This is a genomic window from Sphingomonas ginkgonis (genome assembly GCF_003970925.1).
GTDB classification, from domain to species: Bacteria; Pseudomonadota; Alphaproteobacteria; order Sphingomonadales; family Sphingomonadaceae; genus Sphingomicrobium; species Sphingomicrobium ginkgonis.
Genome location: NZ_RWJF01000001.1, coordinates 1,420,459 through 1,441,716, shown reverse-complemented (window position 1 = coordinate 1,441,716; position 21,258 = coordinate 1,420,459). Strand labels below are relative to the sequence as shown.

The 21,258-nt window shown below is 67.5% G+C and carries 22 protein-coding genes and 1 tRNA gene; 10 read left to right on the top strand and 13 right to left on the bottom strand.

Annotated features, from left to right (window positions below):
- The first annotated feature begins 88 nt into the window (after positions 1-88).
- From paoA to HMF7854_RS07025, 4 genes are all read left to right on the top strand, one after another.
- Positions 89-733, top strand: coding sequence for an aldehyde dehydrogenase iron-sulfur subunit PaoA (paoA, locus tag HMF7854_RS07040; RefSeq protein ID WP_126718452.1), 645 nt, complete (start codon positions 89-91; stop codon positions 731-733).
- Entirely contained in the window at positions 730-1,683 is a 954-nt protein-coding gene (locus HMF7854_RS07035) for an FAD binding domain-containing protein (protein ID WP_126718451.1), read from the top strand. Before paoA ends, HMF7854_RS07035 begins: the two co-directional genes overlap by 4 nt.
- Positions 1,680-3,896 carry an aldehyde oxidoreductase molybdenum-binding subunit PaoC gene (gene paoC, locus HMF7854_RS07030; protein ID WP_126718450.1) on the top strand — a complete coding sequence of 739 codons (2,217 nt, stop codon included), beginning with the start codon at positions 1,680-1,682 and terminating at the stop codon, positions 3,894-3,896. The genes HMF7854_RS07035 and paoC overlap by 4 nt, the downstream gene beginning before the upstream one ends.
- 109 nt (positions 3,897-4,005) lie before the next feature.
- Positions 4,006-5,244, top strand: a complete 1,239-nt coding sequence (locus HMF7854_RS07025; protein WP_126718449.1) for a glycoside hydrolase family 27 protein — start codon at positions 4,006-4,008, stop codon at positions 5,242-5,244.
- A gap of 52 nt (positions 5,245-5,296) precedes the next feature.
- On the opposite strand, the gene HMF7854_RS07020 is transcribed toward HMF7854_RS07025, so the two are convergent.
- Positions 5,297-6,334, bottom strand: coding sequence for an acetamidase/formamidase family protein (locus HMF7854_RS07020; RefSeq protein WP_239016874.1), 1,038 nt, complete (start codon positions 6,332-6,334; stop codon positions 5,297-5,299).
- A gap of 169 nt (positions 6,335-6,503) precedes the next feature.
- Positions 6,504-6,578, bottom strand: a tRNA-Gln gene (locus tag HMF7854_RS07015).
- Positions 6,579-6,734: 156 nt separating this feature from the next.
- Between HMF7854_RS07015 and HMF7854_RS07010 the strand changes: the two genes are divergently transcribed.
- Complete coding sequence (locus HMF7854_RS07010) at positions 6,735-7,592, top strand: cytochrome b/b6 domain-containing protein (protein WP_126718448.1); 858 nt, start codon at positions 6,735-6,737, stop codon at positions 7,590-7,592.
- Entirely contained in the window at positions 7,589-8,335 is a 747-nt protein-coding gene (locus HMF7854_RS07005; RefSeq protein WP_126718447.1) for a molybdopterin-dependent oxidoreductase, read from the top strand. The genes HMF7854_RS07010 and HMF7854_RS07005 overlap by 4 nt, the downstream gene beginning before the upstream one ends.
- A 9-nt stretch (positions 8,336-8,344) precedes the next feature.
- Here the strand turns inward: HMF7854_RS07005 and HMF7854_RS07000 are convergent, their stop codons facing one another.
- The 10 genes from HMF7854_RS07000 to HMF7854_RS06955 form a co-directional block, all read right to left on the bottom strand.
- Positions 8,345-10,699: a putative bifunctional diguanylate cyclase/phosphodiesterase gene (locus HMF7854_RS07000; protein ID WP_126718446.1), complete on the bottom strand. Its 2,355-nt coding sequence runs from the start codon at positions 10,697-10,699 to the stop codon at positions 8,345-8,347.
- A gap of 98 nt (positions 10,700-10,797) precedes the next feature.
- A complete protein-coding gene (locus tag HMF7854_RS06995) occupies positions 10,798-11,682 on the bottom strand; it encodes a branched-chain amino acid aminotransferase (protein ID WP_126718445.1) in 885 nt (294 codons plus the stop codon).
- A gap of 48 nt (positions 11,683-11,730) precedes the next feature.
- Positions 11,731-12,528 (bottom strand): pyrroline-5-carboxylate reductase family protein, encoded by a 798-nt coding sequence (locus HMF7854_RS06990; protein ID WP_126718444.1) that lies wholly within the window; start codon positions 12,526-12,528, stop codon positions 11,731-11,733.
- A 4-nt stretch (positions 12,529-12,532) separates the two neighbouring features.
- Positions 12,533-13,105 carry a type III secretion system chaperone family protein gene (locus HMF7854_RS06985; protein ID WP_126718443.1) on the bottom strand — a complete coding sequence of 191 codons (573 nt, stop codon included), beginning with the start codon at positions 13,103-13,105 and terminating at the stop codon, positions 12,533-12,535.
- A complete protein-coding gene (locus HMF7854_RS06980; RefSeq protein ID WP_126718442.1) occupies positions 13,044-13,397 on the bottom strand; it encodes an accessory factor UbiK family protein in 354 nt (117 codons plus the stop codon). Before HMF7854_RS06980 ends, HMF7854_RS06985 begins: the two co-directional genes overlap by 62 nt.
- 1 nt (position 13,398) lies before the next feature.
- Complete coding sequence (locus HMF7854_RS06975; RefSeq protein ID WP_126718441.1) at positions 13,399-13,929, bottom strand: TspO/MBR family protein; 531 nt, start codon at positions 13,927-13,929, stop codon at positions 13,399-13,401.
- Entirely contained in the window at positions 13,929-14,669 is a 741-nt protein-coding gene (locus HMF7854_RS06970; protein ID WP_126718440.1) for a TlyA family RNA methyltransferase, read from the bottom strand. The genes HMF7854_RS06975 and HMF7854_RS06970 overlap by 1 nt, the downstream gene beginning before the upstream one ends.
- Positions 14,666-16,594: a 1-deoxy-D-xylulose-5-phosphate synthase gene (gene dxs / locus HMF7854_RS06965; RefSeq protein ID WP_126718439.1), complete on the bottom strand. Its 1,929-nt coding sequence runs from the start codon at positions 16,592-16,594 to the stop codon at positions 14,666-14,668. Before dxs ends, HMF7854_RS06970 begins: the two co-directional genes overlap by 4 nt.
- A 39-nt stretch (positions 16,595-16,633) precedes the next feature.
- Positions 16,634-17,092, bottom strand: coding sequence for a Fur family transcriptional regulator (locus HMF7854_RS06960; RefSeq protein WP_126718438.1), 459 nt, complete (start codon positions 17,090-17,092; stop codon positions 16,634-16,636).
- 60 nt (positions 17,093-17,152) lie between these two features.
- Positions 17,153-17,533 carry a MerC domain-containing protein gene (locus tag HMF7854_RS06955; protein ID WP_126718437.1) on the bottom strand — a complete coding sequence of 127 codons (381 nt, stop codon included), beginning with the start codon at positions 17,531-17,533 and terminating at the stop codon, positions 17,153-17,155.
- Positions 17,534-17,699: 166 nt separating this feature from the next.
- Here HMF7854_RS06955 and HMF7854_RS06950 point away from each other — a divergent pair, with 166 nt between their 5' ends.
- Together HMF7854_RS06950 and cutA are read left to right on the top strand one after the other, a co-directional pair.
- Positions 17,700-18,779, top strand: coding sequence for a COX15/CtaA family protein (locus tag HMF7854_RS06950; protein WP_126718436.1), 1,080 nt, complete (start codon positions 17,700-17,702; stop codon positions 18,777-18,779).
- Positions 18,776-19,093, top strand: a complete 318-nt coding sequence (cutA, locus tag HMF7854_RS06945) for a divalent-cation tolerance protein CutA (protein ID WP_126718435.1) — start codon at positions 18,776-18,778, stop codon at positions 19,091-19,093. The genes HMF7854_RS06950 and cutA overlap by 4 nt, the downstream gene beginning before the upstream one ends.
- Here the strand turns inward: cutA and HMF7854_RS06940 are convergent.
- Positions 19,083-19,886, bottom strand: coding sequence for a sterol desaturase family protein (locus tag HMF7854_RS06940; protein ID WP_126718434.1), 804 nt, complete (start codon positions 19,884-19,886; stop codon positions 19,083-19,085). The two genes, cutA and HMF7854_RS06940, sit on opposite strands and share 11 nt — an antisense overlap.
- A gap of 174 nt (positions 19,887-20,060) precedes the next feature.
- On the opposite strand from HMF7854_RS06940, the gene rplM reads away from it, so the two are divergent.
- Together rplM and rpsI are read left to right on the top strand one after the other, a co-directional pair.
- The gene (rplM, locus tag HMF7854_RS06935; RefSeq protein WP_126718433.1) at positions 20,061-20,540 is read left to right on the top strand and encodes a 50S ribosomal protein L13; all 480 of its coding nucleotides are present in this window, start codon (positions 20,061-20,063) and stop codon (positions 20,538-20,540) included.
- Positions 20,540-21,112: a 30S ribosomal protein S9 gene (gene rpsI, locus HMF7854_RS06930; RefSeq protein ID WP_126718432.1), complete on the top strand. Its 573-nt coding sequence runs from the start codon at positions 20,540-20,542 to the stop codon at positions 21,110-21,112. Before rplM ends, rpsI begins: the two co-directional genes overlap by 1 nt.
- The last annotated feature ends 146 nt before the right edge of the window (positions 21,113-21,258 follow it).

Genomic DNA, 21,258 nt, shown 5'->3' with positions numbered 1-21,258 from the left:
GAGTTACCAACCGAGCTAGCGCGCCACGTCAGCGGGGTCTTCCAGGTGCAAAATCTTGAAGCGCGACCTTTGCGAGGGAATGGAGTCAATGGAAGAAACGGATCGCCTGCCCGTCACTCGGCGAGGCGTGCTGGTCAGCGGGGCCGCTTCCGCGGCCGTGATAGCAACGCCTAGCATGGAAGCCATTGCGCAGCCACGCCCGGCATCGGCGGCTGTTCCATCGCTCGTCCCGGTCACCATCGAGGTCAATGGACAGCCAAGACAGCTGCAGCTCGACACCCGGACTACGCTGCTCGATACACTGCGCGAGCATCTGCACCTGACCGGCACCAAGAAGGGCTGCGATCATGGGCAGTGCGGGGCCTGCACCGTCCTGGTCAATGGTCAGCGGATCAACAGCTGCCTCAGCCTCGCCGTCCAGCATCAGGGCGACAAGGTGACCACCATCGAGGGGCTGGGGTCGCCCGAACGGCTGCACCCGATGCAGGCCGCGTTCGTGAAGCATGACGGGTACCAGTGCGGTTATTGCACGCCGGGGCAGATCTGCTCGGCGGTGGCGGTGCTCGACGAGATCCGCCGCGGAATACCCAGCCATGTTCAGGCCGACCCGGCGGACAGGCCGCGAATGAGCAACTTGGAGCTGCGAGAACGGATGAGCGGCAACATCTGTCGCTGTGGCGCCTATTCGAACATTGCCGAAGCGATGGCCGAGGTCGCGGGGAATCAGGGATGAGGGCCTTCACCTACGAGCGCGCGAGCGACCCGGTTCAGGCCGCCCGGATTGTCGCCGAGCGGCCCGGTGCCAAGTTCCTCGCCGGCGGCACTAACCTGCTCGACCTGATGAAGCTCGAGATCGAGACGCCGACCCATCTCGTCGACGTGCAGGATCTCCGCCTCGACAGGATTGAGGAAACCCGCGAGGGCGGGCTGCGGATCGGCGCGCTGGTCACCAACACCGATCTCGCCGCCGACCGCCGCGTGCGAAGTGACTATCAGGTGCTCACGAAGGCAATCGTCGCAGGCGCTTCGGGCCAGCTGCGCAACAAGGCGACGACCGCCGGCAACCTCATGCAGCGCACTCGCTGTCCCTATTTCTACGATCCCAACATGCCGTGCAACAAGCGCCGTCCAGGCTCGGGCTGCGCGGCGATCGGCGGCTACTCGCGCCAGCTGGCAGTGATCGGTTCCAGCGATCAATGCATCGCGACCCACCCCTCAGACATGGCGGTGGCGATGCGGGTGCTGGATGCCGCGGTGGAAACCGTTCGATCCGATGGCGCTGCCCGCTCGATCCCGATCGCCGAGTTCCACCGGCTGCCGGGCGAAACGCCGCAGGTCGAGACCGTGCTGCAGCCGGGCGAACTGATCACCGCGGTGACTTTGCCCAAGCCGATCGGGGGCCGACACTTCTACGAAAAGGTGCGCGACCGCGCCTCCTACGCCTTCGCCGTGGTCTCGGTGGCGGCGGTGATCGGGCGCGACGGCCGGGGCCGGGTGGCGCTGGGTGGCGTGGCGCACAAGCCGTGGCGCGTCGAGGCCGCCGAGGCGGCGCTGCCGCAGGGCGCAAAGGCGGTGACCGCAAGTCTGCTCGCCGGCGCTCGCCCGACGACCCACAATGCGTTCAAGCTGCCGCTGGCCGAGCGCACGCTTGCCGCGGTGATCAGCCAAGCGAGGCACTCATGAAGTTCGACACGCCCGCGGGCAGCAATCCGATCGACCGGATGTCGGTGGTCGGGCGTGCCCACAGCCGGATCGACGGTCCGCTCAAGACCAGTGGCCGCGCCCCCTACGCCTACGAGCACCAGGGTTTCGAGCGGATGGCCTACGGCTATCCGGTTGGCGCGGCAATCGGCAGGGGGCAGATCGCGTCGATCGACACGGCAGAGGCGCGGCGCGCGCCGGGCGTGATTACGATCGTCACCTCCCCCGACGCCGGCAAGCTCGACAAGGGCAAGTTCAACACGGCGAAGCTGTTCGGTGGGAGCGAGGTCCACCACTACCACCAGGCGATCGCGGTCGTCGTAGCGGAGAGCTTCGAGCAGGCGCGCGCCGCGGCTGCGCTGGTTCGGGTCAAGTACAGCCGGGCCAAAGGCCGCTTCGATCTCGACGAGGAATTGAAGCACGCGCCGCTCACGGGCGGATCGAGCGGCGAAGGCAGCGCGGCGCCCCCGGTCAAGCGGGTCGGCAAGTTCGAGGAGGCGTTCGCCGCCGCTCCGGTCCAGCTCGACGCCACCTACAGCACTCCCGACCACAGCCACGCGATGATGGAGCCCCACGCCACCATCGCCGAGTGGAACGGTGACCGGCTGACCGTCTGGACTTCCAACCAGATGATCGACTGGGGCCGGGGTGATCTTGCGAAGACGCTCGGCATCCCGAAGGACAAGGTCCGGCTGGTGTCGCCCTACGTGGGCGGCGGGTTTGGCGGCAAGCTGTTCCTTCGGGCCGACGTGGTGCTGGCGGCGCTCGGCGCCAAGGCGGCGAAGCGGCCGGTCAAGCTCGCCTTGCCGCGGCCGATGATGGCCAACAACACCACGCATCGGCCGGCCACTCGCCAGCGGATTCGGCTCGGGGCCAATCACGACGGTACCCTCGTCGCCATCGGGCACGAGAGCGGCTCCGGCGATCAGCCCGGAGGCGGGCCGGAAACGGCCGTCAACCAGACCGAGCTGCTGTACGCCGGGGCCAACCGGATGGTTGCCATGCGGCTCGCAGTACTCGACCTTCCCGAAGGCAATGCGATGCGGGCACCGGGCGAGGCGCCCGGGTTGATGGCGCTCGAGATCGCCATGGACGAGATGGCCGAGAAGCTTGGGATGAACCCGATCGACTTCCGGGCTCGCAATGACACTCAGGTGGATCCTGCCAAACCCGAACGCCGCTTTTCCGAGCGTCAGCTGGTCCGCTGCCTGCGCGAGGGTGCCGGGCGCTTTGGCTGGAACCGGCGCAATCCCCGGCCGAGCCACGTGCGGGACGGCCGCTGGCTGGTCGGGATGGGTGTGGCCGCCGCCTTCCGCAACCACATCAACATGGCGTCTGGAGCGCGCGTGAGGCTCGGTCGCGACGGCCGGGTCACGGTCGAGACCGACATGACCGATATCGGCACCGGCAGCTACACCATCATCGCGCAGACGGCAGCGGAGATGATGGGCGTCCCGATCGACGCAGTCGCCGTTCGCCTCGGCGACTCCGACTTCCCGGTCTCGGCAGGGTCGGGCGGTCAGTTCGGAGCAGCCAACGCGACCGCCGGCGTCTACGCCGCCTGTGTCAAGCTGCGCGAGGCCGTGGCCGGTCGGCTGGGGCTCGACCCTGCGACGGCCGTCTTCGCTGGCGGCAAGGTGCGGGGCGGCAGTCACTCGCTCGACCTCCGCCAGGCGGCGGCGCAAGGTGACTTAGTGGCCGAGGACAAGATCGACTTCGGCGAGCTCGGCAAGACGCACCAGCTGTCGACCTTCGGCGCGCACTTCGTTGAAGTGGGCGTGGACTCCTTTACTGGCGTGACCCGGGTCCGCCGTATGCTGGCGGTCTGTGCCGCGGGCCGCATCCTCAATCCGGTCTCGGCTCGAAGCCAAGTGATCGGTGCCATGACGATGGGTCTCGGGGCGGCGCTGATGGAAGAGCTGGCGGTCGATCCGCGGTTCGGCTTCTTCGTCAATCACGATCTCGCGGGGTACGAAGTCCCGGTCCATGCCGACGTTCCCCATCAGGACGTGCTGTTCCTTGAGGAAGCGGACGACCTTGCCAACCCGATGAAGGCCAAGGGTGTCGGCGAGCTCGGCCTGTGCGGGGTGGGCGCGGCGATTGCCAATGCCGTCTACAATGCGACCGGCGTTCGGGTGCGCGACTACCCGATCACGCTCGAGAAGCACCTCGGGCGGCTGCCCCCGGTCGCCTGAGCCGGCTGATCGACACGAGGATCACGGCCGAGCGCTCAGCGGCGATCCATCATCGCGCTTGCAGGTCGCGCATTGCCTCCGCCATCTGTTCGTCTCAGAAGGGATATCGATGAAGACGCTCGCGCTGATCCGCCAAAGCGCTGCAGCGCTTCTCCTCCTCTTTGCAAGCCTCGTCGCGACCCTCCCCTGCATCCCGGCAGCGGCGGCGCAGGAGGTTGTCGCACCCGACCAGGGTTCGCAACGCTTTGGCAACGGTCTCGCCGCGACGCCGCCGATGGGGTGGAACAGCTGGAACAAGTTCGGTTGCAACGTGAACGAGACGGTGATCCGCGACACCGCCGACGCCATGGCCACCAACGGGATGAGGGAAGCCGGCTACCGCTATGTCGTGATCGACGACTGCTGGCATGGGCCACGGGACGCGAACGGGTTCATCACGGCCGACCCGGTCCGGTTCCCGTCCGGGATCAGGGCCCTCTCCGACTATGTCCATGCCCGCGGGCTTCAGTTTGGCATCTATTCCGACGCGGGAGCCAAGACCTGCGGCGGGCGGCCGGGCAGCCAGGGGCATGAATATCAGGACGCGCTCCAGTACGCCCGCTGGGGTGTCGACTACCTCAAATATGACTGGTGCTCGACCGGTCCCCGCAACGCCGAGGAGGCTTATGCGCTCATGGCCGACGCGCTGAAGGGCAGCGGCCGCCCCATTCTCCTGTCCATGTGCGAGTGGGGCACGGCCAAGCCCTGGCTTTGGGCGAGCCGGATCGGCAATCTGTGGCGCACCACCAGCGACATCACCGACAAGTGGACCGGCAAGCACGACTATAGCTTGGGCGTGGCGGCGATCGCCGACCTGAACGAACCCCTGTGGCCCTATGCCGGTCCCGGGCACTGGAACGATCCCGACATGCTGGAGGTCGGCAATGGCGGAATGAGCGACGCAGAATATCGCTCGCACTTCTCGCTCTGGGCGATGATGGCGGCGCCGCTCATCGCCGGCAACGACGTCGCGAGGATGACCCCGTCGACCCGCGAGATCCTGCTCAATCGCGACGTCATCGCGGTGGACCAGGATGCTGCGGGCATCCAGGGTCACCGCGTCTGGAAGGATGGCGATCGCGAGGTCTGGATGAAGCCGCTTGCGGACGGGGGCCGTGCGGTGCTGCTGTGGAACCGGAGCGAGGCCAGCGTCCCCATTGCTGCGGACTGGTCGATGCTCGGCTATCCGGCGTCGCTGCGGCTGCGGGTCCGCGACTTGTGGACGCACCGGGACCAAGGTCAGATCAGCGGTCGCTACCTCGCCACCGTGCCCGCCCATGGCGTCGTCATGGTGACGATGCGAGCGTAACTCGGCCGGTTTGGCGCGCGGCGACGTCGCTGCGGCCGCGCGGAACCGCCGGTCAGCGCCTGGTGAACACCCGCTTGGGCAGCACCACGTGCACGCCCTTGTTGCGGTCGACGAGCTCGGTCACTTCCACGTCGCCGGCTGTGCTCACCAGCATATAGGCATCGTCGCGGCTCATCCCCTTCGCGGCGACGAGGAAGCCGATCATGTTGCGCACCGCCTTGCGAGCGGCGTTGGAAAGATCCTCGTCGTAGCCCATCGCCACAAAGGCATCGGGCGTTTCCGCGCGCGGATAGGCGGCCTCGGCGGCGGCTCCAGCACCCTTCTTGTGAAGCACGAGCTCGAACGTGCCCACCAGGGAAGTCTCGAGCGCCGTGATGTCCACCTCGCCGTTTCCCTGCGCCGCGTGCCCATCGCCCACCTCAAGCAGGGCGCCTGGCGCGTGGACGGGCAGGAACAGGGTTGTGCCCGCGACCAGCAGGCGATTGTCCATATTGCCGCCGTGGATTGCGGGTGCGGTCGAGTCATAGCGGCCGAACGGAGCCGGCGGTGCCACCCCGATCGACCCGAAGAAGGGGTGCAGCGGCACCTCCACCCCCGGTGCGACCGACCCCGTCATGCGACGCCGATCGAGGGGAACGATCTTGATCCGGCGGTATGGAAAGTCGTCGGGGAGAAAGCCTGTCGTCGGCCCGAACGCATTATAGGCATAAGGGATGGCGAGATCGATCTTGAGGATCCGGATCTCCAGCGTGTCCCCCGGCTGGGCTCCAGCAATGGCGATCGGTCCGGTGAGGATGTGCCCGCCCGGCCCGCGTGCCGACGCGGGCACGGCATCGAACACGGCCCGCAGCGACGGCTCAACCTGGTCGGCCGGCAGCCCCGCTCCCTCCAGGCCCTTCGGGCTGTTGGTCAGCAAGGTGTGTACCACCACCGTGTCGCCCGACTGGACCGTGAGAACGGGCGCCGCGGAGGCGTCGTAATGGCCCCAGGCGACCGTCGTCGGCGTGACGGGGAGCTCATACTGCTTGGCTTCCGCCGTTCCCGCCGCCGCGAACAGCATGATCGTCGCCAGCTTCCAACCCATCGCCATGCCCGCTCCCTACTTCGCCTGCCGTCCCGCGTAGCAGACCACTGGAGCCGGGCAACCGGCGGCTTTGAAAAGAAACGCTTTTCGAGCCTTCGGCAACCGATTGAAAGAACGCGGATCTTGGCGCGACCTAGCCGCACGCGACGCATTGCGTCCGCGGGTACGAAAAATCTGGCTGGGGCGGCAGGATTCGAACCTGCGAATGCCGGTACCAAAAACCGGTGCCTTACCACTTGGCGACGCCCCAGCAGCGCGGCGGCTTATAGCGACCGTTCGGGCGGTGGAAAGGGCTGGCGTGCACCGGCCGGAGAGATCATGGTGGTGAACCACGGGCGCGCTCGCAACCGCCAGGACGTCGGGTCCGTAGCTGTGGCGTAGCCGGGCAACGACGACGAGGATCAAGGTGGCGACTTCCGCAGCAGAACTGTCCGGGTCCGCTCCGCCCGCGGAGCCACTGAAGGGTGGGGACACCGTCTACCGCCACCGCCTGTCGACCCGGCTCTGGCACTGGATCAACGCGGTTGCGATCACCTTCATGCTGGGCAGCGGGCTGATGATCTTCAACGCCCATCCACGGCTCTACTGGGGTGCCGCAGGCGCCAACGCCGACCATCCGTGGCTCGAGATCGGCGCCACCCGGACCAGCGGCTATCTGCGGGTCGGCAGGGTCAAGCTCGACACCACTGGCCTGCTCGGCCGCTCGCGTGGGTTCGATGGGCAGGAACGGACCTATGCCTTCCCCGACTGGGCTGCGGCGCCGGGCGTCTACGACCTCGCCGGGGGTCGTCGCTGGCATTTCGCCTTCGCCTGGCTGCTGGTGATCCCGGGGCTCGCCTTCTGGCTGTTCAGCTTCGCCAATGGCCATTTCCGCCGCGACCTCCGACTGACCGGAAGCGAGCTGCGGCCCGCCAACCTGTGGCACGACGTCAAGCAGCACGCGCGCCTCCGCTTCCCGACCGGCGCCGCGGCGCGCGACTACAATGTGCTGCAGAAGCTCAGCTATGTCGCGCTGATCTTCGTGTTCCTGCCGCTGATGGTGCTGACCGGACTGGCCATGTCGCCGGGAATGGATGCGGGCTGGCCATGGCTGCTGACCCTTCTCGGCGGCCGCCAGTCGGCACGGTCACTCCATTTCATCGTGGCCATGGCGATCCTCGGCTTCATTGTGGTCCATCTGCTGATGGTGCTGCTCGCCGGGCCGATCAACGAGGTGAGGTCAATGATTACCGGTCGCTACAAGCTGCCGGAGGACCAGCGATGAGCCTCGATCGTCGCGGCCTGCTGCTCGGTGCGGGCGGACTGCTGCTCGGCGGCTGCGATCGGCTGAGCCAGTCCAAGCCCTTCCAAGGGTTCCTCGACGCCGGCGAGGGCCTGACTTCACGCGTGCAGCGCCTGATCATCCCGCGCGACGCGCTCGCTCCCGAGTTCTCGGCGGCCGAGATGAGCCCGGTGTTCCGAACCAACGGCAACAGCATGCCCGCCTCCCCCGCCTATGCGCAGCTCCTAGCGGGCAACTTCGCCAACTGGAGCCTGGTGGTGGACGGGCTGGTCACGCGTCCCCTCGCCCTCTCGCTCGAGCAGATCCGCGGGTTACCTGCGCGGACCCAGATCACGCGGCACGACTGCGTTGAGGGGTGGAGCGCGATCGGCCAGTGGACCGGCGTTCCGCTCGCCCTTCTGCTCAAGGCCGCCGGCCTACGCAGCGAAGCCCGATACATCGTTTTCCACTGCGCCGACGATTTTGGCGGCACACCCTATTACGAAAGCATCGACCTGATCGACGCCTTCCACCCGCAGACGATCCTCGCCTGGGGAATGAACGGGCGGCCGCTGGAGGTCGGGCACGGCGCGCCGCTGCGACTGCGGGTGGAGCGGCAGCTTGGCTACAAGCAGGCCAAATATGTGATGCGGGTGGAAGCGGTTGACCGTCTGAGCCGGATCGGGCGCGGCAAGGGCGGCTATTGGGAGGATGTCGCCGGCTATCAGTGGTACGCTGGCATCTGAGTTAACGGGTCAGGCGCGGCGGCGGACCGCGCGCCGTTCTTCCTTCGCGACGGCCTCGGCAGGACGCGGGCGCCCGAAATAATAGCCCTGCAACTGGTGGCAGCCGAGCTCGCGCATGACCTCGGCCTCGGCCTCCGTCTCGATACCTTCCGCCGTGGTCGCCATTCCCAGACCGCGAGCGAGCGCCAGGATGCCATCGAGGATCGCGCGTCCCTCGCGCTCGCCCGCCGCCGCGGCGCGCACGAAGCTCTGGTCGATCTTGATCTTGGAGAAACGCGCCCGGCTGAGATAGCCGAAGCTCGAGTAACCCTTACCGAAGTCGTCGAGCACGAGCCCGACGCCGAGCGAGCGGAGCGCTTCGAGACTGCCCAGCGTCGACAGGTCGTCGCCCATGAAGATGCTCTCGGTGACCTCCAGTTCGAGCCGGCCCGGGGCAAGCCCCGAACTGGCCAGCGCGCCGAACACCGTCTTGGCGAGTCCGGCGCCGCCGAGCTGCGCGGCGGAGATGTTGACCGCGACCCTGGCTTCGTCGGACCAGGTCGCCGCCTCGGTGCAGGCCTCGCGGAGCACCCAGTCGCCGATCTGGTGAATGAGGCCTGCGTCTTCGATCACGGGAATGAACAGGTCGGGCGGGATGGCGCCGCGCTGCGGGTGGTTCCAGCGCAGAAGCGCCTCGCGACCTACGATCGCGCCCGAGCGCGCATCGACGATCGGTTGGTAGGCGAGGCTCAGCGCATCGCTGTTGAGCGCGTCGCGCACATCGTTCTCCAGCAGCCGGTCGCCCTCGGCGCGCTCGAGCATGAAGTTGGCATAGAAGGCATAGCCACCGCGGCCTTCTTCCTTGGCGCTGTAGAGCGCCAGGTCGGCGCTGCGCATCAGCGTCTCCTCGCTGATCCCGTCGCCGCCGCCGATCGCGATCCCGACGGTGCAGCCGACGTGCAGCGATGCCGCCCCGATCTGGAAGGTCCGGCTGATCTCGGCGATGATCCGCTCGGCCAATCCGGACAGCGCCGGATGGTCCTGCGGGCCGGTCCAGATGATGGCGAACTCGTCGCCGCCCAGCCGGCCGACGCAGCTGCCGCTTCCCGCAACCCGCTCGAGCCGTCTCGCGACCTCGCACAGCAGCTGGTCGCCGACCGCGTGGCCAAGCGTGTCGTTGACCAGCTTGAAGCGGTCGAGATCGACCAGCATCAGCGTGCATCCCGCTTCGCCGGCCAGCCGCCGCAGCAGCGCCTCCTCCAGCTGCTCGCGGACGAGCAGCCGGTTGGCAATTCCGGTCATCGGGTCGCGCCGCGCGGCGCGAACCGCGTCGCTGCCGCTCAACCGAAGGTCGGTGATATCCGAGCCGACACCACGCCAGCCGAGGAAGCGGCCACGGCTGTCGATCAGCGGCTTGCCCGACAGCGACCACCAGCGGCGGCCTTTCAGAGCTGGAACGGCAAGGTCCTTGAATGGGGTCCGGTCGGAGACATGAGCGAACATCGCGCGCATGCCGGTCGACAGCTTGGCCACCTCGCCGTCGGGATCGAGGACGAGGCTGGCCGGCCGACCGATCAGCTCGGCATGCGGAATGCCGATCGCCTCCGCCATGGCGGTCGACATGTAGGTGACGTGGAGCTTCTCATCGAGTTCCCACAGCCAGTCGGACCCGCTCGCCTCGAATTCGCGCAGCAGAGCGATCAGCTCGCTCTGCTCCTGCAGCTCAAGGTGCGAGCGAACGTTGGCGTTGAAGCGACGCGCTCCGTTCAGCACCGACCAGATCATGATGGCCCCGAACAGCGTGCTGAGCACGACATAGGGCATGCTGCCGAGGCAGAACCCAGCCAGCACCTCGCAGGCGGTGAGCAGGACCACATAGGTGATCGCAGCCGGCGCGACGGTGCCGAGCGTGACCGTCCCGGCGCAGGTCAGCGCAACGTAGACAACGCCCAGCAGCAGCCGGTCATGCGGCCCCATTAGGTCGTTCCACCACAGGGGTACGGCCCAGGTTGCCGCGAGCATGGCGACGATGACGCAGATCGCCCGCATGCTGGTCGGGCGGCGCCGGGCATAATCGAGATTGTGCCGAAGGCGAAAGGCCCGAACCGCGCGCGAGCCGCACAGGATGAAGCTGAAGCCGAGCCACAGCGCAAGCTGCCAGCCGGGGACCTCGGTGTAGAAGCCGGTGCAGATCACCGCGGCGACGGCAAAGTGGCAGACGATGGTCGCCGGAACGAGGCGGATCAGGGCGTCGATCTGCGCCTTACGGACGATTCGCGAGGGCTCGTCGACTGGCTCGGCAAAGGACAGCAGGGAGCGCAGCGACTCGGTGGACGCAATCTCCGCCGCTTCATCCTGCCGCCGCCTGAACGCCTCGAAGATCACTCGTCCTCACTCGTGCGCCGCAGGAAAATGCGGAACACCAGCGCGATAGTGAGCATGAATTAAGAAGGATTGAAACCGACCGCGAGGCCGGCGAGCGATCACGCGTTGGGAAGCCGGCCGTTCACCAGGTCGTCGTAGTCGCGGGCGAGCTGACGCGAGAGATCGCCGATCTCGAACGAATAGGGCCCGACTGACTGGACGAACGTCACCTCGGCCGCACTGCCGGTCAGGAAACATTGCTCGAAGCTTTCCATCTCCTCCGGCCAGATCGCCCGCTCGTTGACCGCAAGCCCGCGCCGCTGAGCCAGATCGATCACGGTGCGCCGGGTGATGCCGTCGAGAAAACAATCGGGGGTCGGGGTGTGCAGCGCGCCGTCCTTTACGAAGAAGACGTTGGCGCCGGTCGATTCCGCGACCTGCCCGCGCCAGTCGAACATCAGCGCGTCGTCATAGCCGCGCTGCTCGGCGATCTGCCGCGAGTAGGTGCAGATCATGTACAGGCCCGAAGCCTTGCTGTGCACCGGCGCCGTGTAGGGGGCGGGTCGGCGGTAGGGCGCGATATCCAGGCGGAGGCCCTTGGCGGCCTTGTCCTCGTCGAAATATTTTCCCCAGTTCCACGCCGCGATGGCGAGGTGCGGCGGGAAGTTGCCGGCGGTGACCCCCATCTGCTCCGATCCCCGCCAGGCGATCGGCCGGACATAGGCGTCGGTGAGGCCGTTTGCCGACACGACCTCGTTGCAGGCGGCGTCGATTTCCTCGACGCTCCACGGGATCTGGTAGCCGAGCAGTTCGGCGCTGCGCTTCAGCCGTTCGCTGTGGTCGCGCAAGCGGAAGATCGTGCCGCCGTAGGCGCGCTGCCCCTCGAACACCGCGCCGGCGTAATGAAGGCCGTGGGTCAGCACATGGACGTTCGCTTCGCGCCACGGCACCAGCTTGCCGTCGAACCAGATAAATCCGTCACGGTCGTCGAAAGTCGCGGGCATTCTACATCCTTCTCTGGCCTGCGCGCCTAGGGCAGCGGCCGGGCTGAATCAATCGCGGCGGGCGAGCGCCGCCAGCTCCTCGCCCCGGTGGGCGGCCGCGGCGATGGTCGCGGCGACCAGCCGGTCGAGCGCGCGATTCTGGTCGAGCACGGCGAGGCCCGCCTCGGTCGTGCCCTTGGGGCTGGCGACCCGGCGGGCAACCGAGACCATGTCTTCCTGCCCCGCCTCTGCCATCAAGGCGGTGCCAAGCACCGTCTCCAGCGCCACCCGCGCGGCGCAATCCGGGGCCAGCCCCCGCTCCTCACCCGCGGCGGCCAGCGCGGCCACGAACCGTGCCACATAGGCGGGACCGGCGCCGGCGACCGAGCCGACCGCCGCCAGCTCCCGCTCCTCGTCGCACCAGAAGGCATGGCCGAGCAGCCCGAACCAGGCGAGCAGCTCGTCACGGACTCCGGGGTCGCCGTCCGCGAACAGCGGCAGCACGCCGCGCCGTTCTGAGACGGGAAGGTTGGGCAACACACGCACAATCGCCCGGGCTTGCGGGAAACGGTCGCGAAGGCTCGCCACCTCGACCCCGGCCAGCATCGACACCAGCACGGTGGCGGGGGCGATGCTTGGCAAGAGCCTGGGGGCGACCTCGTCCAGCTTCTGTGGCTTGACCCCAAGCAGGCAGATGGCCGGCGGTTCGCCAAGCGGAAGCTCGGTTATGGTGCGGATACCGGCAACGGGGATCCCGCTCGGCCGAACAACTATCGTGGAGGCAAAGTCGAACCCGGCCTTGCGCCAGCCTTCGACCATCGCTCCGGCCATGTTCCCGCAGCCGACCAGCCACAATGCGCCGTCCACCAGTTCAGGCCTCGCCGTGCGTATCGATCAGCGCGGCGGAGATCGCCTCGGCCGGGGTCTTCCCGCCCCACAGGACGAACTGGAACACCGGATAGAAGCGCTCGCACTCCTCGAGCGCCGCTTCGGCGATCGCCTCGGCCTGTTCCAGCGTCAGTCCCTCGCCCTCGCCATTGTCGATCAGGACCGCGTGCCGGAACACGATCAGCCCGGATCCCGACCACATCTCGAAGTGGCCGATCCACAGCTGCTCGTTGATCAGCCCGACCGCCTCGTAGATCGGGCCGCGCTTGTCGGCTGCGACCTTGATGTCGGGGAAGGCCAGGAACTGCAGCACCTGATCGTCGGGCCGCCACACACCGCGCAGCTCATATTGTGCCCAGCTGCCCGGCGCGGAGGCAATGATTTCCCCCTCGCCCGAGCGCTCGCAGGCCCAGCCGCGTGCCTCGAAATAGGCTTCGAGAGCCTCGATCGGAGCGCCGTCGTCGCGCTCGCCGTCTTCCTCGCTCAAGCCGCTGTCACTCTTCCGGGGTCTCGAGACCGGCCGACGGCTTGGCGCCGCGGCTCTTCCTGGGTGCATCCGCCGCGAAGGCAGCCGCCGTCTTTGCCGCACCCGGCGCCTTACCCATTGCAGCCTGGCTCCGCAGCGCCGCGACCTCGGCCTTCAGCGCTTCGACCTCGTCGCGCGCGGCGGCCGCCATCGCCTTGACCGCCTCGAACTCGTCGCGCGAGACGAAGTCCATGCCGCCCATGAACTCGCGCATCCGCTCGCGCATGCCCTCCTGCGCCTCGCGGCCGACCCCGGCGAGCGTGCCCGCCGCGCCGTTCATCATCTTCACGAAATCATCGAAGAGGCGGTTCTGCGATTGCATCTCAAGCTCCCGTCAGGCCCAGCGGCGCCCTGTCGGCACCGGGATTGAGGCGGCCGGTCTCGTGATTGAGCGCGGTCGCCAGGCACAACCAGGCCAGATACGGCAGGAGAAGCAGTCCCGCCAGTGGGCGAAGCCGAACGAAGCTGACGATCGTGGCGGTGACCAGAACGTCCATCGCGAGGATGACCAGCAGCCCCCAGTCGATCGCGCCCGCCCCGAAGAAGATCGGCGACCAGGCGAGGTTGAGCACCAGTTGCGCCGCAAACAGGGCAAGCCCGCGGCGGCGCTCCGCCGACGGCGGCAAGGTGAGCACGATGGCAAGGCTGATCCCCATCAGCACGTAGAGGGTCGTCCATACGATCGGAAAGGCGATCGCAGGCGGCTGGAAACTCGGCTTCACCAGTGGCTCGTACCAGCCATTGCCGAAGCCGCTGTTCGACAGCCAGCCGCTGAGAAAGCCCAGCACGACGATCGCCGGAACCGTAACGAGCGCGGTCCGGAGCAGCGGACGGGACCCAGGAACTGTAGCCATCAGCTTCCCTCCTTTGTGGCGCCGAGCAGGAACTCGACATTGCCCTCCGGCCCCGTGATCGGACTGGTCGTTACGCCTTCAACGTGCCAGCCGCGACCCGTGATCCACGCCGCTGCCGCGTCGCACACCCGCTGGTGGATGGCGGGATCGCGGACGACCCCACCCTTGCCGACCTCGGCCCGGCCCGCCTCGAACTGCGGCTTGACCAGGGCCACAAGCCGCGCGCTGGGCCGCGCGAGGTCGAGCGCGGCATCGAGGACCTTGGCAAGGCTGATGAAGCTCGCATCGCAGACGACAATGTCGACCAGCTCGGGGATGATGTCGGAGGTGAGATGGCGGGCGTTGGTCTGCTCGTGAACGATCACCCGGGGATCGCTCCGCAGCTTCCAGGCAAGCTGGTTGGTGCCGACGTCGACCGCATAGACCTTCGTCGCGCCGCGGCTGAGCAGAACGTCCGTGAAGCCGCCGGTCGAACTGCCGACATCGAGCGCAATCGCCCCACTGACATCGAAGCCGAAGTAAGCCAGCCCATGATCGAGCTTGATCCCACCCCGCGATACCCAGGGGTGGTCGCGCCCGCGCACCTCGAGGGGCGCGTCCCCGGCCAGCGTCTCACCGGCCTTTGCAAGTTTTCGCTCCGCGGAGAAGACCGCCCCCGCCATGATCAGGGCCTGCGCGCGAGCGCGGGACTCGGCCAGTCCGCGAGCGACGAGCAGCTGATCGACCCGCTGCTTCGTCAGGCCAGCACCCCGTGCTCCGCGTGGAGGTCGTTGCGCCGAAGAGCCTTGAGCACTGTCTCGACGATGTCCTTGGCGGTCAGCCCGGCTTCCTCATACTGCTTCTCGGGCTTGTCCTGATCCTGGTAGCGATCCGGAAGGCGGAGGGTTCGGAGCTTGAGCCCGGCATCGATCAGCCCCTCGTCGCTGGCGAAGGTCAGGACGTGCGCACCGAAGCCGCCAATCGCGGCTTCCTCGATCGTCACTGCCACCTCGTGGGTGGTGAGCAGCCGGCGAACCAGGTCGGTGTCGATCGGCTTGGCAAATCGCATATCGGCGATCGTCGCGGATAGACCCATGGTGGCGAGCTGGTCGGCGGCCTTCTCCGCCTCCTCGAGGCGGGTGCCGAGCGAAAGGATGGCGACCTGCCGCCCTTCGCGGACGATCCGCCCCTTGCCGATCTCGAGCCGCTGGGGCTCGGCCGGCATCACCAGCCCGCGCCCGTTGCCGCGTGGGTAGCGGACCGCGATCGGCCCGCTGTCGTGCATCGCCATGGTGTGAACCATGTGAGTCAGCTCGACCTCGTCGGCGGCGGCCATCACCACGAAGTTGGGCAGGGTGCCGAGGTAGGCGAGGTCGAAGCTGCCCGCGTGGGTCGCACCGTCGGCGCCGACCAGCCCCGCACGATCCATTGCGAAGCGGACGGGCAGGTTCTGGATCGCAACGTCGTGGACGACCTGGTCATAAGCGCGCTGGAGGAAGGTCGAGTAGATGGCGCAGAACGGCCTGTAGCCCTGCGCCGCCATCCCGGCCGCGAAGGTCACCGCATGCTGCTCGGCGATGCCGACGTCGAAAGTGCGGTCCGGAAAGGCCTTCTGGAACTTGTCGAGCCCCGTTCCCGACGGCATCGCCGCGGTGATCGCCACCACCTTGTCGTCGCGCTGCGCCTCGTGGAGCAACGCATCGGCGAACACCGCGGTGTAGCTCGGCGGCCCGCCGGTCGGGCCCTTGTCCTGCTGGCCCGACACGACGTCGAACTTGACGACGCCGTGGTATTTGTCGGCGCTGCTCTCGGCCGGGGCGTAGCCCTTACCCTTCTGGGTTACGGCATGGACCAGCATCGGCCCCTCGTCGGCATCCCGAACATTCTCCAGGATCTCGACCAGGCTGATCACGTCGTGCCCATCGACCGGGCCGACATAATAGAAGCCGAGCTCTTCGAAGAGCGTCCCGCCAGTGACGAGGCCCCGCGCATATTCCTCCACCCGGCGCGCGGTGCGATGGAGCGGGCGCGGCATCACCCGGGCAAGCTTCTGCGCCAGCCGCCGCGGCGTCAGATATTTGTTCGACGAAACCAGCCGCGCCAGCGAATTGCGCAGGGATCCGACCGGCGGGGCGATCGACATGTCGTTGTCATTGAGGATCACGACCAGCCGGTTGCCGGCCGCTTCCGCGTTGTTCATCGCCTCGTACGCCATGCCGGCGGTCATCGCGCCGTCGCCAATCACCGCGATCGCGTGGCCCGGTCGGTTCGCCAGCCGGTTGGCGGTGGCAAACCCGACCGCGGCGGAAATGCTGGTAGAGCTATGCGCCGCGCCGAACGGATCATATTCGCTCTCGCTCCGCTTGGTGAAGCCGCTCAGCCCCCCGCCCTGCCGAAGCGTGCGGATCCGGTCGCGCCGGCCGGTCACGATCTTGTGCGGGTAGCACTGGTGGCCGACGTCCCAGATCAGGCGGTCGGTCGGCGTGTCGAAGACATAGTGGATGGCGACGGTCAGCTCGACCACGCCGAGCCCGGCGCCAAGGTGCCCCCCAGTCACCGAAACGGCGGAGATCACCTCGCGGCGCAGCTCCTCGCACAGCTGCGGCAGCTGGTCCTTCTCGAGCTTGCGGATGTCTTCCGGGTACTGGACGGTGTCGAGCAGGGGCGTCTGGGGACGATCGGACATCCCTCCGGCCCTATACGCCCTTCCGTTCCATGGCAAAACCTAAGCGCATTCTCCGCATTTGCCATGGACTTCGATGATGGGGCGGCTTGGCGCGAAGCCCTCATTTTCGGCCGCCTCGCGAACTCCGGAGGAAAGGCGGTCATTGTCGATGTGGGTGGTCGTCCCGCACCCGTCGCAGATCAGGAAGATGCAGTCGTGGACGCAGCCCGGGTGCTGGTTCGCGATATAGGCATTGGCGCTCTCGACGCGGGTCGCGAGGTTGGCACCGACGAACAGGTCGAGGATCCGGTAGACGCTGTTCGCCGCGACTCGCCGACCCTCGGCCTTGGATACCGCCTCCGCCACGTCGTAGGCCGACGCGGGTCGCTTGAAGCCGGCGAGTGCCTCGAAGACCGCTTCGCGCATCTTGGTCCATTGCTCGCCATGCTCGATCAGCTGTTCGCGCGCGGCGTCCTTGAGCGAATCTCCTTCGTGCAGCTCGTGATGGTGACCCGCCATTGCCACTCCCGTTGCTGCGGCTCCTGATCCCTCGAGAGCGCCGGCCTTCCGCCGAGCGCCTCAGAAGGGATGAACGGTGCCGCGCCGATTAAGATCGTGCCCAAGCGCCAGGATGGCAACGCCTACCATCGTGTAGAGCGCCTCGCCGCCGTCGTGCGGAAGCGTCAGCGCTCCCGCCATCACCCCGAGCCCGAGGCCGCCCACCGCGCTCGGCATCATGAAGCCATGTTCCTCGATGCCGCGGAGCAACGCGATGGCGCCGAGCACCATCGCGCAGCTCAGCCCCACCTCGTGGATCCACGGCGCGCCGAGCATCCCGCCGAACGACGAGAGAGTCGCCAGCAGAACGGCGGTTCCAAGGCAGTGGACCAGGCACAGGCCGGACAGGCCGATCGCCAGCCGGTCGAACCGGTGCGAGCGATGGACATGGGCGTTGGTCATGACGGTCGATGATATAAAGACACCCGCCCGAAGTTACAACATCACATCGTTGCTGAAAGGTGACAATCGCGCCCCGATCGAAGACCGATCGGCCGCTGCGTTCGGCCAGGCTCCCGCACGCCGCTGCTTGAAGCGCGCGGACGGGAGGCGCATAGGCGCGCTGCCCATGACGCCCACCACCGCCGCCGCCGCTCGCGCCTCCGCCTTCCCCGAGTCCCAGGTCAGCCGGGCCCGCCCGCGCGCGGTCGCGAACTGGCTGCTGGTTGTCGCCGCGATGATCTTCCTGATGGTCGTCGTCGGCGGGATCACCCGGCTGACCGAAAGCGGCCTGTCGATCACCCGCTGGGAGCCGATCAGCGGAACCCTGCCGCCGCTTAACGAGGCGCAGTGGACGGACGAGTTCCGTCATTATCAGCAGATCCCGGAATATCAGCAGATCAACCGCGGAATGACGCTGGGCGAGTTCAAGCACATCTTCTTCTGGGAATATGTTCACCGCCTGCTCGGTCGGCTGATCGGCGTGGCCTTCGCCCTGCCGCTCCTCTGGTTCGCGGTGAAGCGGCAGATCCCGCCCGGCTACGGGCCGCGGCTCGTCGTCATTCTCGCGCTCGGAGGACTGCAGGGGGCAATCGGCTGGTGGATGGTGTCGAGCGGTCTCGTAGACCGGACCGACGTCAGCCATGTTCGGCTCGCCATCCATCTCCTCACCGCGTTGCTGATCTTTTCCGCCACTCTGTGGACCGCGCTTGATCTGCTCGGGCCGGCCAGCCGACGGATCAGCGTTCCGACTCTCGGCATCTGGACCCTGGCGGCGCTCGCGGTGCAGCTGATGTTCGGCGCCTATGTCGCGGGCCTCGACGCCGGCTACGCCTTCAACACCTGGCCGCTCATGGGCGACCAGCTCTACCCGACAGCAGCGGAGTGGATGCGGCCAGCGCTGCGCAACTTCGTCGACAACCCCATCACCGTCCAGTTCGTCCACCGCTGGTGGGCGTTCGTGGTGCTCGGCTTCGTGATCCTGCTCGCCCGCGCCGTGAAGCGGGCCGGCGGCCGCCGCGAGTCTATCCTCATCCACGCCGCCGTCGGGCTGCAGATCCTCCTCGGCATCGCCACCCTGCTCACCGGCGTGAAGATCGAGGTCGCGGCGCTTCACCAGGCGACCGCCGTAGTGCTGCTCGCGACGACCCTGATGGCAGCGCACCGCCTGGGCGAGCAGCGCCGTTCCGCCGCCGCCGCCGCAGCGTGACCGTCGTCTCGGTCTACTGCGTCTTCGCCAGCGCCGAGGAAGCAGAGCGGATCGGACGGACGGTCATCGAGCAGCGGCTTGCCGCCTGCATCAACATCCTCCCGCCCTGCCGAAGCATCTACCGCTGGAATGGCGCGATCGAGACGGCGCAGGAAGTGCCGGCGATCCTCAAGACCAGCGCCGACCTCTCCGACCGGCTGATGACGACCATCGCCGGGCTTCACAGCTATGCGGTACCGGCGATCACCGTCTGGCCGGTGGAAAAGCTGCTCTCCACCTACGCCGACTGGGTGACGGACAGCACTACAGGCTGATCCGCGCCTTCTCGTCGGCCTCGCGGTTGACGTCGCGCATCGCCAGCATCGCGACCCAGCGTCGTCCCCGACCCGGCGCGAAGCCGAGCGGAATCGTCCGTTCCTCGGGCGCTGCATAGGTACCGAACAGCCGATCCCAGGCCGGAAAATCGCTGTAGTTGCGGGCATGGACGTCCCGCTCGTGGTGCAGCATGTGGGCCTCGGGCCGCTGCCACAGCAGCGCCGTCCAGGCCGGCGTCCGGACGTCGAGATGCTGGTAGAGGCTCGCCCAGAAGCCGAACAGCCCCGCCCAGGCCGCCGCATGCGGGGTGGCGTGGAGCAGCCCTGCGGCAAGGAGCCCGCCGAGCACCCCCTGCATCAGCGTGTCGACCGGGTGGAACATCATCGCCGAGGCGATGTCGAGACGGGCGGCCGAATGATGGAACTGGTGCCCGGCCCGCCACGCCCAGTCGAAATAATGCATGAAGCGGTGAAAACCGTAGTTGATGAGCGTCGTCAGCAACCATAGCGGGAGGAAGGCGACGCTCCCCCAGCCCGACAGGTTGACGACCGCCATCGGCGGGAGGAGCGGCACGACCAGCAAGGGGATGCCGACGAACCCGGCCAGGCTCAGCGCGAACGCCGCCATCCCGACCCAGCGCCAGTGACGGATCACCGGCATCGACCGCCCGGACGGTGCGACAGCCTCGATCCCCATGAACAGGAAGAAGCTCGCGACAATCGCCAGCAGCATTACCGCGTCGAAGTCCATGCGAACCTCCTCGCCGACCGGTCCGAACGCCCACGAGTCCATAATACAGCGCTGCAGACCGCCGGAAAAGCTTGGAAAATTCTTTACGGTATCATTTTACCTGCCGTGAACGCCCCGCTTTTGCTTGACTTTCCCGCCCCCTCCCGCGATTAGCGCGGCCACAGGCGCTGCCCGCTGGGCGGCGTCTCTTTCGTTTAGCAGAAGGTCACAGGCTCCATGAAGGCGCTGTTGAAGACCACCAAGCCGGCCAAGCCGGCCGAGGTCGAGAAGAACTGGCATCTGATCGATGCCGACGGGCTGGTCGTCGGGCGTGTCGCCACGATCATCGCCAACATCCTGCGCGGCAAGCACAAGCCGAGCTTCACCCCGCACGTCGACTGCGGCGACCATGTCGTCGTCATCAACGCCGACAAGGTGCGCTTCACCGGCCGCAAGGCGTCGCAGAAGCTCTACTACAAGCACACCGGTTATGCCGGCGGCCTGAAGGAAGTGACCGCGGCCAAGGTGCTCGAGGGTCGTTTCCCCGAGCGCGTGCTGGAGAAGGCGGTCGAGCGGATGATCCCGCGCGGTCCGCTCGGGCGCCAGCAGATGCGTTCGCTGCACCTCTACAACGGGACCGAGCATCCGCATGCCGGCCAGAACCCGCAGAACCTCGACGTTGCGTCGATGAACCGCAAGAACAAGGTGGGCGCATAATGAGCGACAATCGCCAGTCCCTGTCCGATCTCGCCGCGCTGACGCAGCAGCAGGCCGCGACCCCGGCTCCGGCTCCGGCCGCTGCCGCCGCCGAGGCTCCCGCCGCCGACGTCGCGCCGGAAGAAGCCCCGACGCCGGTCAACATCCAGCCCGAAGCTCCGCTTCGCGAGCAGCAGCTCGACAAGTACGGCCGTGCCTATGCGACGGGCCGGCGCAAGGACGCCGTCGCGCGTGTCTGGCTCAAGCCGGGCTCGGGCAAGATCGAGGTCAACGGCCGCGACCAGTCGATCTACTTCGCGCGCGCCACGCTGCGCCTCGTCATCAACCAGCCGTTCGACCTGTCCGAGCGGCAGGGCCAGTATGACGTGATCGCCACCGTCAAGGGCGGCGGCCTGTCGGGCCAGGCCGGCGCGGTGCTGCACGGCATCGCCCAGGCCCTCAGCCGCTACGAGCCGGCGCTCCGCACGACCGTCAAGCGCGCCGGATTCCTGACCCGCGACCCGCGCGTCGTTGAGCGCAAGAAGTACGGCCGCGCCAAGGCTCGCCGCAGCTTCCAGTTCTCGAAGCGCTAAGGGCTTCGGTCTTCTCGAACAGGAAAGGGCGTCCCGCACCGCGCGGGGCGCCCTTTTCCTTTGCAGGTCCGCGCCTCGCAAGCGCCGGTCGAACAGTCAACCAGCGCCCCCTTCCATCCCGAACTGCCCAGCCGGTCGAGTGCGAA